The sequence below is a fragment of the Xenorhabdus sp. KK7.4 genome (assembly GCF_963876465.1).
Taxonomy (GTDB): Bacteria; Pseudomonadota; Gammaproteobacteria; order Enterobacterales; family Enterobacteriaceae; genus Xenorhabdus; species Xenorhabdus stockiae.
In genome coordinates this window covers 11,738-26,967 of record NZ_CAWNQF010000063.1, presented here as the reverse complement: position 1 = coordinate 26,967, position 15,230 = coordinate 11,738, and the positions used below count along the sequence as shown (strand labels likewise).

4 protein-coding genes and 1 pseudogene are annotated in these 15,230 nt (G+C 46.8%); all 5 read left to right on the top strand.

All coding sequences use genetic code 11. The features are described 5' to 3' along the window. Nucleotides 1-10: 10 nt before the first annotated feature. Nucleotides 11-667: a hypothetical protein gene (locus AACS90_RS06265; RefSeq protein ID WP_193757211.1), complete on the top strand. Its 657-nt coding sequence runs from the start codon at nt 11-13 to the stop codon at nt 665-667. A gap of 4 nt (nt 668-671) precedes the next feature. Further along, nucleotides 672-3,146: a pentapeptide repeat-containing protein gene (locus AACS90_RS06260; protein WP_099122151.1), complete on the top strand. Its 2,475-nt coding sequence runs from the start codon at nt 672-674 to the stop codon at nt 3,144-3,146. 64 nt (nt 3,147-3,210) lie between these two features. After that, on the top strand, nt 3,211-8,337 hold the full coding sequence (locus tag AACS90_RS06255; RefSeq protein ID WP_193757210.1) for a type I polyketide synthase: 5,127 nt from the start codon (nt 3,211-3,213) through the stop codon (nt 8,335-8,337). Nucleotides 8,338-9,071: 734 nt separating this feature from the next. Continuing rightward, nucleotides 9,072-9,326: pseudogene (locus tag AACS90_RS06250) on the top strand (transposase); the annotation flags it as partial. A gap of 216 nt (nt 9,327-9,542) precedes the next feature. Further along, nucleotides 9,543-15,230, top strand: a 5,688-nt coding sequence (locus AACS90_RS06245; protein ID WP_099122149.1) for a non-ribosomal peptide synthetase, incomplete at its 3' end; no start/stop codon positions are given.

Below are 15,230 nucleotides of genomic sequence, written 5' to 3'. Positions count from 1 at the left end.
AGGAGGAGTCATGGTCGCAGATATTCAAATTTTGGGTACTAATGGCGTGAAAGGTGCCGATGGAGCCAATGGCGCTGATGGTCTACGGGGGGTTGATGGTCAGAATGCTGCTCGTCGTAAGCCAGCCACTGCCGGTAGCAATGGTGGAAATGGTGGAAATGGTCAGAGTGGCCAGGATGGTCAATCAGGTTCTGGCTGGTGGTTTGCCCTGCGTTGCACCCGTTTTGACGTACAGGGTGTAGTGCGTATTAGCAATAATGGCGGTAACGGTGGTGATGGTGGCATAGCGGGTTACGGTGGTAATGGGGGTGATGGCGGCAATGGTGGCCGTGGCAATTCATCATCGTCAGGGAAACTCGGTGGTGTTGGTGGTAACGGTGGCAATGGGGGAAATGGCGGCAATGGGGGAAATGGCGGCAATGGAGGTAATGTTTGGGTCAGATATATCCAGACTAGCTTACCAAAACCGGTAGCTGCCACCTCTAATGGTGGGAGTGGAGGGTTCGGGCAACCCGGAGGTGCTGGGGGGATTGCCGGGCGCGGTGGGGTAAATGGTGACGGTTCACATGCAGCCGATGGAAAATATGGTATTGGAGGGATTAGCGCCAGCGGTGGTCAGGCTGGGAGAGCTGGGAAGGTTTCTGTAAATCAATTGCTGCAAGGATAATGACATGAGCGAATCTAGATCTTTTGCTGGCAAATGGCAATTTGCTGCGGCTTCTGGCCAACTGATTACTGTTCAGGACGATGGTACGCTTCGCCTGTCAGCCAAGCAATCAGGGGCGATGAATCAAATGATTAATGCTTATGGCATGACTAGCTTTTGGTTACAGGCTGGCAATGGTCAATACCTGGCCGCGAGCGGCAATACTCCTCAAGCTAATCAACCGCGCACTGGTACGGTTGCTGAGATCCGGTTGGAAGAGGTTGGAGGATCTGGATTTCGCCTGCGTCGTATCAGTAGCAGTGGTGACAGCTATTTGGTGGCACAACAATCTGGGCTGGTTTGGCAGGCAGTCACTGGCAGTCCGCCTCTGTCAGCCCAATTTACTCGTACTATTGTGACAAAGGATCTGGAATTCCTCAAAGAATGGGGGGCAATGGGAGCCGATCTGCGTTTTGCTTATCTCGCTAAAGAGAATTTGAATGAAATGGTGATGATGGCCGTCGATTTATCCAATGCTGACCTGCATGGTTCGACATTGCTTGACGCTGATTTAACTAATATCAAAGTTGATGATTGTAATTTTAATGGTTGTGACTTAAGCAAGACTGATCTAACGCATATTCATGGTAAAAATGCGCTTTTTGAAAAGTGTATCGTCGGTAGTGATACCAATATGCCTGACGCTGAGCTACCGAACGCCATTTTCCGTGGTTGTAAGAGTAGTGGTGGTCAGCCGATATTGAATCGTCTAAAAGCGCCCGGTGCAGATTTCTCTGGAGCGCTGTTACCTTCGGTAATAATGGAGAATGCTGATTTATCTCAGGCGAATCTGGTTAATGTTGATCTCAGCGGCGCCAGTCTGGCTTCCTGCAATTTTACCGCGGCGATCATGACGTTGGTGAATTTGCAGAATACCACTTTGCAAACCTCGAATTTTAGTCAAGCCACGTTAGTGGGGACGGATTTTACCGGGGCGAATATCAATCATGTTAATTTCAGTGGCGCAAATCTGACCAACGCACGATTATCGTTAACCACCGGTTATAGCCAGCTTAACCTCAGCGACAGTACCTTATTAGCGACGGTGCTGACAAAGATGAACTTGGTTGATGCCACGATTACTGCTAAAACGGATTTTACTCAGGCGCAGATGGATGGCGTTAATCTGAGCCGCCAGAAGCTGGATCAAGTCATATTCCTGATGGCGTCGATGAAAAAGGCAAATTTGGATTTTACGTCACTGAATGGCGCAGTTCTGGTCGGTGCTAATCTGGCCGGTGCCACTGTTCTGGGGAATGTCTCTTTAGTTGGCGCGAATTTATCTAATGCGAGTCTGGAGAATGTTAATTTAACTGGTGCTCAATTTGGTGCTTTATCCACAGTGACACATTTGGATAAAGCCGATGCTCAGACACTGGATAATCAGCAACTGCCTGAACGGTTACGTCAAATGTTGTATCAGGGAAAGATATTGGTTAATGGTCAGGCAGAGGTGTTGGTTCGTCAGCCGGGCCAGAACTGGCTGGTGGAACATGATGGTAAACCGTTATTTATTCACTATCAGGATGGGCAATTAAACGTTGCGCAAGATAATGGCGGTAATGCGGCAATTCTTGCCAACACATTTATGCCTAATGCTATCCTGACTGGCGCTAATCTGTACGCAGTTGATATGTCTGGCGCTCATTGGTACGGCAGTAACGCCAGAGCCGATAACGCCAATTTGGAACAGGTCAATTTGTCGAATGCTAACTTAGCGACAATGAATTTCACTCAGGCTCGATTGTTTGGTGCGAATTTGTCCTATGCTAGTCTGGTGAATACTGATTTCAGCAAGGCAATGTTAGAACCCACCGAAGGTCTGAAGCCGGCATCTCTGGCCTTTGCTTCAATTCAAGGCACTATCTTTACGGAAGCTAAATTGACCGGCGCTAATCTGACCAATGGCGCGGTGGCTTTACCGTTTGAGGAAACAGGCAATAAGTTGACAGGTGTACCTTTATTCAGTGCGGCGCTTGAGCTGATGAGTTCATTAAATAGTGGCACAGTCTCAAAAGAGTTGCGTCAGGTATTCACTGATAACGGCTACAGTCTGTTATCTAATGCCAAAATCATTGAAAAGCAAAGTAATCAATATTGGATTATCTCCAACCAGCCGCCAGACACCGATCTGAATTATCGAGGATATTGTAACTTTATGGTGATTCGGGTGAGTGAAGTCGGTAATAACCATCTGCAAGTTTGTGGTGGATCGCCATTACGTATCATTCGTACTGCGGCTGACAATACATTGCAACCGGTTAATGTCGCTTTTGGGGTGACAATTGATATCACTCAGGCAATGGATGGAGCCACCACCTGCCCAAGTGGTTTGCGTTATCAGTTACTCAATACGGGCATCAGCTATCAGTCATTGATGACACCGGGGTTACCACCTCATCCGCCAAAATGTATTCCCAGTCCGACGACTTGGTGTTGATAAGTAAACACGATGATCTGGCAAACAACTAATCGGAGCAAAGAATACCATTATGGATATTAATATGATGAGAAGCGATAATATGCCGATTGCCATTATCGGTATGAGTTGCCGCTTCCCGGGGGATGTTAGCTCTCCAGAGGAATTCTGGCAGCTGTTGTGTGGTTCAAGTGACGCAATTACCCCAGTCCCTCCTGAACGCTGGTCAACTCAGGCTTATAGTTCCCGAAATCGCAATTTGCCGGGGAAAATGGTGGCGCGAGAAGGCGGATTTATCACTGATGTTACCGGTTTCGATGCGGCGGTGTTTGATATCAGTAATACAGAAGCACCTTTTATCGATCCACAGCATCGTTTGATGTTACAGGTGACATGGGAAACGCTGGAACGGGCGAGAATAGCGCCAAAATCGTTGGCGGGTCAGGCGGTTGGTGTCTATATCGGTGCTTTCACTCATGATTATATGCACCTGCAATTTACTGATTTGCGTCAGGCTACCGGTTATACCTCAACCGGTGCAATGGGAACCATGTTATCAAACCGGATATCCCATGCGTTTGATTTTCAAGGACCATCCTTGACTATTGATAGCGCCTGTTCATCGTCCCTGTTAGCGGTCCATTTGGCTTGTGAAAGTTTGCGGCGCGGAGAATCACAACTGGCGCTAGCGGGTGGCAGCCAGTTAATGTTGATGCCTGATTTTTCGATAGTAGAAAGCCGTACTGGTTTTCTATCATTAACCAACCGCTGTCATAGCTTTTCAGCTAACGCTGATGGTTATGTGCGTAGTGAAGGAGTCGGTGCTGTTTTGCTGAAACCTTTGAATGCAGCTTTACAGGATGGCGATCCCGTTTTGGCGGTGATCCACGGTTCAGCTGCCAATCAAGATGGTCGCACTCCCACGATTACTCAGCCAAGTAGCACCGCACAACAACGAGTGATTCGGATGGCCTGTGCTCAGGCGGGAATTTCCCCGGAAGAGATTGATTATATTGAGGCCCATGGTACTGGGACTGGGGTGGGTGATCCGATAGAAGCAGAAGCACTGGGGCTGGTCTGTCGGCCCGAACCGACAGACCGCCCATTGTTGATTGGTGCGTGTAAATCCGTAATTGGTCATACGGAAGCTGCGGCAGGCATTGCTGGATTAATTAAAGCGGTATTGTGTTTACAACGAGGACAGGTACCGGGCAATTTACATGCCGAGCCGCCTAACCGCCACATTCGTTTTACTGAGTTGGGATTGCAAGTTCCACAGCAGTTAACTCCATTGTCTGAAGGAAAAGTAATAGCAGGAGTGAATTCCTTTGGTTTTGGCGGAACGAATGTCCATGTGGTGTTAAGTAATAATGCAGAATCTTCCGTACAACTTCGGACGACGCAAGGGAAAGCTTTCATGCTGCCATTGTCTGCGCAGTCTGAGTTTTCTCTGAAGCAACAAGCTCAGAGCATTGCTGATTTGTTGCAACAACAGCCAGATATTGCCCTTGATGATTTGTGCTATAGCTTGGCGACGACTCGTCACCGCTTTCCGTTACGTAAGGGGATCGCATTCAGTAACCGAGAACAGTTGCGACAGCGGTTGACTAATCTGAATGTGTCGTCGGAGCATAACAATAAAAAAGTTGATCGTCTGGCTTGGATATTTGCGGGTATTGGCAGTGAAGATTGGCAAGACTCTATCGCTTGGTTTCAGCAATTTCCCGAATTTACAGCACAATTCGAGCGTTGTGAGGCAATTTGGACGGGATTTTCTGCACCTTCTTTATATGCGGCATTGATCTCTGCCGATGAACTGATAGAGCCGCCAATGCAGTTTGCTGTACAAATCTCAATGGCTGCGCAGTTGCAGAAGTGGGGGTTCAAACCAGCGGCGTTACTTGGTCATAGTTCCGGTGAAATGTCGGCTTGTTATCTGGCGGGAATTTATGATCTGACGCAGGCACTGACACTGTTACATCAGCGTTATCATTATCTGGAACGTGTGTTGAATAAAGGAGGCGGCTTATTAATCGTGGCGGCGACAGTTGAGCAGATATTGCCTCATTTGTCTGCCCCCGGTGCCGAGCCTGCCGTGGTGATAGCAGGGCGTAATAGTATCAATCGTTGCTTACTGTCTGGGCCGATAAGTGAATTAACCGCTGTTGCTGAGCGCTTAAAGCAGCAGCGTATCGCCAGTAGTTGGCTTAATTATAGAATTGCTTCTCATTCCCATTATATAGAGTCAATCAGGGCTGGGTTGACTGCGGATGCGGCAACCGTTCCCGTGGCAGAACCTTTGTTGCCAGTATTTTCATCAGTCACCGGGGAGTTGATTAATGGAAAGTTGAGTCCCGAGCATTGGGCTGACAATGTCGTCTCGTCACTCCGTTTTGACGATGCGGTAGAAAACATGCTCAAAGCGGGTTTCCACCATTTTCTGGAAGTTTCACCTAAATCCCTACTGAGTGCAGGATTAAAGGATTGGAGCCAGCCTTATCGAGGACAGGTGTTTGCTTGTCGCTCAGGGCAGAATTGGCCACAACTGTTAGGACAGCTGTTTGAAGCTGGGGTTGAACCGGACTGGCGGACTCTGATGCCTACCGCTTGCCCAATTGATCTACCCACTTACTCCTGGCATCAGCAATCTTATTGGCATGAACCAGAGATTAGCCGTCGCCGCCGATTACGTATATTGAGCGGTGTATTATTGGGCGAAGCTCAGCCGGGCAGCGAGAGTTGGCAAGCTGAGTTAGCTGTAGAACAAGTACCTTGGTTACTCGATCATGTTGTCATGGGAAATGCAATGTTTCCGGCTGCGGGCTATATTGAAATCATGTTGGCGGCGGCTCGTATCTGTTTTCCTGACGTTGGATTAGCGCTTGATAATATTGTGTTGCAATCGGCTTTACTGCTAGAGCCTGGCATACAATTCAGGTTAAAGACACAGCTAGATCGCCAGCGAATGGAAGTGCAAGTGCACATTACCCGTAATCTGGATGAGAGTGTACATTACCAACTTGCAGCCAGTGCACAGGTGAACATCGTTGTACCGGGTGCTACTGCTTGTGCTATTCCTCCATTAGCGGTAAATGATCGCTATCCTTGCATGTGGAACCAAGAGATGTTGTATCAGGCATTTCAACATCTACATTTCAGTTATAGTGGTGTTTTTTGTACTCTGCGCCATGCGTTTGTTGGTAAAGAAGAAACAATCTGTGAGATTGAATTACCATCTGCACCGGAGGGAATGAATTTTCACCCAGCGGCTTTGGATGGCATCTTCCAATCATTGTTGGCGATTCAGTCTGCTGATGTTCACGCGCCAATTCCTGCCAACGAGTTCCGTATCCCGGTCAGTATTCAGCATTTGCGTATCAATGGTAAATTGTCAGGTCGGGTTCATGCCCATGCCCGAAATACTAAGCAGACGCAACAACAATGGATTGGTGATATTGACGTCTATACTGATAGCGGTATGTTGCTTTGTCAGATTAGCGGGTTTTGCGTTCAGCTTGTTGGTAATAGAAAAAACAGCTTGTCTGCCAAACTGCACAATCTGGTTGTCGGCCAACCACAGTGGCGTAAACTGCCAGCTCAGCCATCAACAGAGTCTGTGACGCAATGGGCTATCCTTGGGGGTGAAAACGCTCTGGCAGAAGAGTTAGTTGATGAGTTGCAACGCCGTGGTGGATGTGCCTCGTTATATTCTGGTCTGCCTGACAGTTATCAGAAAATTCAAGAATTAGTTGATACTCTTCCTGTTGAAACCGAAAGGATCCTAATCCTCTGGCCGTTGCAGACCCCGCAGATGGCTTATCATTCGTTGATACATTTGTGTGCAGCGCTGGCCGAACGGTCGATAAAACCACGTTTGTGGATAGTGACTCAATGTGCTCATCAAATTACTGAGCAGGATCAGCCCGATCCATTTGCCGCTGCATTATGGGGAATGATGCGCGTTATTGGTCAACAAGAAGCAACCGCATTATGGGGTGGATTACTGGATATTGACAGTATCACGGCCCCAGCCAAATGGTGGGACGCACTATTGATAGGTGATGGCGAGGATCAATTAGCTCTGCGCCATGACCAGCGTTATGTGCTACGCCTTGTGCCATTACCTGAAATACCCGCGTTACCACCAGTGCGTTTTCGTCCAGATGGCTGCTATCTGCTGACTGGTGCTTTTGGTGATATTGGGCGCCAATTGATTCCCTGGATGGTACAACATGGTGCTCAACATTTGTTATTGATTGGGCGTCGCCTTGCCCTTGATACGGCTGAACAAAAGTTATTGGAAATGCTACATCAACAAGGGATAGAGGCTAATTATCTGTCGGTTGATCTCGGTGATGTGGAAAGGACCCGCATTTGTTTGGCTGAGTATCGACAACAAGCCAGCAGGCCGCTGCGTGGGGTGATTCATTGTGCTGCGCATGTTGAAGATCAGGGATATCGTGAACTCAGCCCAGAGGCGTTTGATAGAGTATTTGCCACTAAAGCATTAGCTGCCTGGACATTACATCAGGCGTTGGCTGATGCACCTTTAGAGCATTTTGTTATGTTTTCCTCGTTGGGGGCATTATTGGCTTTACCGGGTATGGCATCTTATGCAGCGGCTAACGCTATGTTGGATAGTCTGGCCTGTTTACGGCGTCAGCAAGGTTTACCTGCGTTAAGCCTTAATTGGGGGCCATGGGAAGCGGGGATCGCTTTGCGGGATAGTCGAACGCTGCCAATATTGGAAAATAGTGGCTTACAGCCATTTGGTTCAGAGGAGGGATTAGCTGTTTTAGAGCGCTTGTTTGCTCGGATTGAGCCGCAACTGGTGCCATTCTTGACGAATTGGTCAAATTTACTGTCCAGCCAGATGCGTCACCTACCGCTATTGCGTGATGTTCAGCAAGAAAATGTAGTTCCGACTTTACCCATAGAAGCGGCGCTTGCAGTGAGTGATCTGGACGATGTCGTTAGCTTGCTACAAACCTTTTGTGGTGAGATTGTTGGAACGTCAACAGAAGTATTCCATCCCGATCTGCCTTTGACTAACAACGGTATTGATTCATTGAATGGTTTAATGTTGGTACAAAAAATCAACAATCAATTACGTTTGGATATTCCGCTGGAATTGTTGTTAAGTGATAAGCCGCTGACTGAACTTGCATCATTGATTACATATCGATTGCAAGTTAAGGCAATTACGAAGTAGGAAAACCCTTCGAATTGTTTAAGAATAGCTAACTCAGAGACACGTAGTTGCGATTTGGTTTCAATAGGAAACTTATCGGACTACGGTGTCTCTAATGTTCTATTCGGGAAGATTTTTTAATCTAATTGAATATAAATCCCATTTGTTTTTTTCGTCACACCGTCATGGTTGAAGAGGGGGCTACACTGGCAAACATCTTCTTTGCGGTAGAGCCGGGTCATGCTCCCAATAGTTAGATCTCTTATGAAATAGAGTATTCACACTCAATGAACGTACCGACCACTTTGTCATGCATCTCTTCGGATTTGGAATAACCGCATGACCGACAAAAGAGAGTTAGTTGTACCAATGTGATTACCAAATAAGACTTAATCTGACACTATTGATGATGAGTGAGATCTAACCAGACAGGCGGCTTTGTGCCAGAAGCAAACGTATTACCTTTTGTGTCGCTTTCCTCACCACAGGCTAAAACCTCCTATAACAACGAGTTACATATTCAGTAATCAAGTATGAGTATATTTCAGAACAATTCGCGGACTGCGTGTATACATTTTGTCGAAAGTCATTTGCAGCCCAAGCTTCAATATCCATTGAAAAACCGGTATAACGACGTTAAGTTGCTATGAGTCAAAATCGCCAAATAAGGTGGTTTTGTGGCTTATGTCTGGTCACGTTGGCACTGTGGCTGGCATGACAAAATGGCTTCATCGTCAGAGTTTCAGCTATAAGAAAAAGATATCGCTAGAGTTTTCAACATTGAATTGCATTATTTGCTGCCTTACAGCCCGAATATCAATCCCATAGAACGATTATGGAAGTATGCCAATGAACAGGTACGAAACTATGTCTATTTCCCGGATGCAAAAACGATTCGTGAAACACTCGCCGTTTTTTGCATATTACCTTGCCAGAAAAAGCGAAAGCACTGACCGCCAGAATAACTAACTGATAAATTTAATATTTTAAAACCTGCATCTTCAAGTTAAGTGAGTATAGTTTTTTGAAGACAAAAACTAACAATTAAACAATAACTATCTTTCATGAGGATGAGTGTTGAAAGGTTGCAAGATTATTTGTAAGGGCATCATGAGAAATTATGCTGCGTTCTAACGTGGAGGTTAAGGCTAGGAAAATCACCAGCCTTATTCATTTTGTACTATCAACTATGATTAACTTGTAATCGGAATACACTCATATAATTAATGATGAGAAAAGCGGCAGATCATGTTAGTCCAGATTTTTATCCCCTCCATCCTGCTCAGGAAAATGTGTTTTACGAACAAATTCTTTATGAAAATAGCGCGATACATACCCTAAATTGGTATACATTAATAGAGGAAAATGTTGATATCACCCTGTTACAAAAAACATGGAATTTGCTATATCAGCATATCGATACTTTACGTTTACGTATATTTATTAATATTGACAATGAAGCGGTTCAATACATTCAGGAACAAAGCACGCCTGTGTTAATCAATGAATACGATGTTTCAAGGCTGCCTGATCCTGAAAATAGCGCGCTTCAGTGGATGAAGCAACAAACCAATACCCCTATAGATTACTTAAATGAAATACCCTACCAATTCACATTAATCCGCCTGAACAATGAAAAAAATTACTTTTTCACAATATTCCACCATATTTTTATTGATGGTGTCGGATTATACCGATTTCACGAATATGTTTATAAGTTGTATAGATGCCTTAAGAATGGAACATCTACAACGTGGTTATCTGAAATTCCGAAATATCTTACGACAGTAAAAAAAACAAGAGAGTATTTGAGTAATTTTAATTATGAATCTGACAAAAATTATTGGCTGGATTTTTTAAAGAAAAATGAAATATACCAATTAAAACCTTATTACCAGAAAACAGGCACTGATCATAAAACACTAACATTTCCCCTCTCAGTTAAAAATGAATTACGCGCTTTTTGTCATGAAAATAACATAAGCATATCTGGCGTTTTTTATAGCCTTATCTCTATTATCATGGCTAAATTAACAGGGCAACAAGAGCTGGTTTTCAATACAACAACACACGGAAGAACAACAAAATCTGAGAAATATATTGTCGGGATGCAGGCAAATATGTATCCGATACATTGCCTTATTTCACAAGATTCTCTTATTGTTGAACAAGTTAAGAAGGTCGAATCAGCGCTTAAACGCAGTCATCGCCATGGGAAGTTCCCCAGTTCACATTTCACCCGGCTTGCGAAGCAATATGGGTTTTCTTTACCCAATATCCTTATTTTATATGACCGTTTTTCAGCATCAGCTACTGCAACTAACCAAATTCAGCATTTTCATGTAGATATTTTAAATATTAATCCCATCGTATTTCGACTGAAAGATCATGGCTATGATCAGGAATTAAAAATCACTGTCCAATATTTACACGCTTATTTTAGTGATTCAGATATCAATAATATCCTTGAGCGGTTAAATAACCTGCTAACGGTTATTATTGATAATCCTGCTGTTTTAGTCAGTGAATTACCTATCTTATTAGAGCAGGAACGCGATACCTTATTAAATATCTGGAATCAGACCGATACCCCTTATCCGCAGGATAAAACCCTGCCACAGTTGTTTGAAGCGCAGGCAGTTCAACGCCCGGATGCAACTGCGATCATCTTTGAAGACCAAAGCATCAGTTATGGTGAACTCAATCGGCGAGCCAACCAGCTAGCCCATCATCTGATTGCACTAGGCGTCAGGCCGGATGATCGGGTTGCCATTTGCCTTGAGCGCAGCCCGGATATGGTGGTCGGGATACTGGCCATTCTTAAGGCAGGTGGGGCTTATCTGTCACTCGATCCGGCTTATCCGGTGGAACGATTGACCTATATGCTGGAAGATGCGGCACCGGTAGTCTTACTGACGCAAACCACACTGGCAGATAAACTGACGACTTCAGTCCCTACAGTGTGGCTGGATAACCCGCCGCTGGATTTTGGTACGCAGCCGGACACCAATCCGGAGACACAGGCACGGGGGCTGACTTCTCGTCATCTGGCCTACGTCATCTATACTTCTGGCTCCACCGGACAACCCAAAGGGGTGATGGTTGAACACCGCAATGTCCTGCGCCTGATCATCAACAATGGTTTTGCGGATATCGGCCCGGATGACTGCGTTGCCCATTGTGCCAATCCCACATTCGATGCTGCCACTTGGGAAATCTGGTCGGCCCTACTGAATGGCAGTTGTCTGCATATTGTGCCTCAGGCGGTATTACTCGAACCCACCAGTTTCCGTGAGGCGCTGCGCAAGGGGAAAGTGACCGCGTTATGCTTAACCGTCGGGTTGTTTAATGAATATCTTGATACGTTGCAAGCGGTGTTCGGGCAGCTCCGCTACCTGTTGGTCGGGGGGGATGTCCTTAATCCGCAGAAGATAAAACAGGTGCTGTCGGCAGACCATCCGCCTGTGCACCTGCTTAACGGCTATGGCCCAACGGAATCCACTACGTTTGCAATGACCTATGAAATCATGGCTCCGGTTGATGTCACTCAGTCTATCCCGATCGGCCGCCCTATCGCTAATACCCGGATTTACCTGCTTGACGCCGATCAACAGCCTGTACCAATGGGCGCTCTGGGGGAAATTTATATCGGTGGCGATGGCGTGGCGCGAGGTTATCTGAACCAGCCCGAAATGACCGCCGAACGTTTCCTCACCGATCCATTTTCCTCAGTGCCGGAAGAAAAAATGTATAAAACGGGGGATCTGGGACGCTACTTACCGGACGGCAGTATCGAATATCTGGGGCGCAATGATTTTCAGGTCAAAATCCGCGGCTTCCGGATTGAACTGGGGGAAATTGAAAGTACCCTGACGGCGTATCCCCAGATAAAACAGGCCGTGGTGATTGATCGTGAACATCAGGGTCATAAAGTTTTGGTCGCCTATCTGGTTGCCGAAGATGCTGTATCCGATGAGATGTTACTAATGCACTTATCTGATCGTCTGCCGGACTATATGTTGCCCGCCAGCTTCACTTTTATCGAGGCTATTCCCCTGACGCTGAACGGCAAAGTGGATCGCAGAGCCTTATCAGAACCGGTTTTCGGTGACATAGAGAATTATGCTGCGCCCCGTAATGCCTTAGAAACCCAGCTTTGTGAGATTTGGCAGGCGGTTTTAGGATTGGAACAGGTGAGTATCCACGATAATTTCTTCCGCATTGGTGGAGATTCGATTGTCAGCATCCAGTTAGTATCTAAACTGCGTCAGGCCGGTTTTTCGATTCAGGTGAAAACCTTTTTTGAGTCCCCGACAGTGGCACAATTGGCTCAATTGCTTATGCAGACCACTTCCACCAGCAAATCTGAAATCATTGCCGAGCAGGGATTATTAAATGGGGAGTTTGCGTTATTGCCGATTCAGCAAACCTTCTTTGACTGGCAGTTAGCGCAGCCACATCACTGGAATCAGGCCTTTATGGTTCAGATCCCCGGCCATCTCCAAGCGGCACAGCTTGAACACGCTCTGATCGCCTTAACGGAGCGGCACGACATGTTACGCACCCGCTTTGTTGCCACCGAGCAGGGATATCGCCAGTGTTATTCTGCGGAGGTTTCAGCTTCGCTGCCTCGGTTAAAACACGCGGATGTCCGTCAGTGTGAGCCGGAGGCACTGCGTCAACAACTCACTCAGTGGCAAAGTGGGTTTGATTACCACAACGGGCCACTCTGGCAGGCCGCTTATCTGACCGGCTACGCCGATGATAGCGCCCGGTTATTTTTTGCCTGCCACCATCTGATTATTGATGCCGTATCCTGGCGGATTATTGCCGAAGATATGCGTTTGCTCTTGCAGGGTATGACCTTACCGGCAAAAACCAGCAGTTATCGCCAATGGGTAGCCGCTGTTCAGGAGTATGCCCAACAGCATCAACATGAAGTGCCTTACTGGCAACAGGTGCTGGCAGGCCATCATAACCAACTGGCGCTGGACAGCCTCACACACCATCAGCTAGGTCTGTCGGCGGAAATGACCGATATTCTGCTGCATGAAGCGAATAAGGGTTATCACACGGAAATTAATGACTTGCTGTTGAGTGCGCTGACCGTAGCCTTACAGGAAACATTCGACCAATCCGCCAATCACATCATTCTGGAAAGCCATGGACGGGAATCGATTGATAACACCATCGATGTCTCGGAAACCGTCGGTTGGTTTACAACACTTTATCCGGTTCGTCTCGAAAACCAGACAGATATAGTCGATACCCTAATCCATACCAAAGAGATGCTTCGCACGGTGCCGAACAAAGGCATGGGTTACGGCGCATTACAGCAGGCGGGCTATCTGGACGGTGATTTACCGTCTATCAGTTTCAACTATCTGGGGCAGTTAGGCTGTGCCAGCCATCAGGACTGGTCAATCACTGACGATGATTGCGGAACGATGATAGCCAGCGAAAACGACAGTCATGTGTTGCTGGGCATTAATGGTGCCGTTCAAACCGGAAGACTACGGTTTTATGTTGATTCCCGCCTGCCTCAGCCTAAGACAGCCCTGTTTATCCGGGCATTCGGACAGGCACTCCATGACGTTATCTCTGTGGCACAAAAACAGGCGCAGGCGGGGGGGATCAAAACCGCCAGTGACTACGGTATCAAGGGACTTTCCGTCACACACCTGCGCCAGCTTCAGCAGCACTATCAGCTTGAAGCACTATACCCCGCCACCAGCTTACAACAAGGATTTGTTTACCATCATCTGGCTCAGCCACAGGATGATGCCTATCGTGTGCAACTACTATTGGATTATCACACCGCCATTGATGTTGCGGCCTATCAAAAAGCCTGGACGCTGGCTTCTCTACGTTTCCCGATCCTCAGAACCGCCTTTAACTGGTCTGAAGACGTCTTACAAATCGTGACTGCGAGAGCCAGTATTGGAGCGGCAAGCTTTGATACGAAAGATATCAGTCAGTTACCCGAGGAAATGTGGAACGAGGCGATTGATACGCTTCAGCAATCTGATCGCACTTTGCCGTTTGACTTAAGCCAGTCTGGATTAGCGCGCTTTACCCTGATTAAACAACATCAGCAGCTGGTTACGGTGCTTATCACACTGCATCACAGCATTATTGATGGCTGGAGCTACCCGATTTTATTGCAAACTGTTCATAACTACTACAACGCACTCGCACAAGGATACACGCCTGAAATCGTCGTGGATAACGCTTATCTGGCGACCCAGCAATATTACCGGGATCATCAGGCCGATACTGACCTTTATTGGTCTGAACGCAAAGCACAATGGCAGGGTGCGAATGATTTATCGGCGTTGCTAAGCCATCGGGTTGACTTAACCCAGATAAAAACAGTGGAAAAACCGGCAGAACAGCAACTCACTGTGCAGGGTAACGCGTATGAGCAGTTGAAAAACACCTGCCGGGCACAAGGGACAACGCTGAATGTCGCCCTGCAATTTGCCTGGCATAAATTGTTGCACACTTACACCGGGGATGAGCAGACGATTGTCGGCACTACTGTCTCCGGTCGTGATATTCCCGTTGCAGGGATCGAATCCAGTGTCGGTCTGTATATCAATACGTTGCCGTTGGCTGTGCAATGGGGAGAATCAGATAACATAGCTACCATTTTACAAAACATCCAAAAAGATATCGCAGACCTCAACAGTTACAGTGCCGTTTCTCTCTCTGGCTTGCAATCTGATGGAGAGCGGTTATTCCAGAGCTTGCTGGTGTTTGAAAACTACCCTGCGCCGGTAGCAGACGAAAACCCAATCGGCATCGAACAGTCGCTGACATTCCGCCGTGTGGTGGAAAAAGTGGATTATCCGTTGTCGTTGATCGCCTATGAGCAAGGTAACCAGTTCATCATCAGATTTAATTACGGTGAA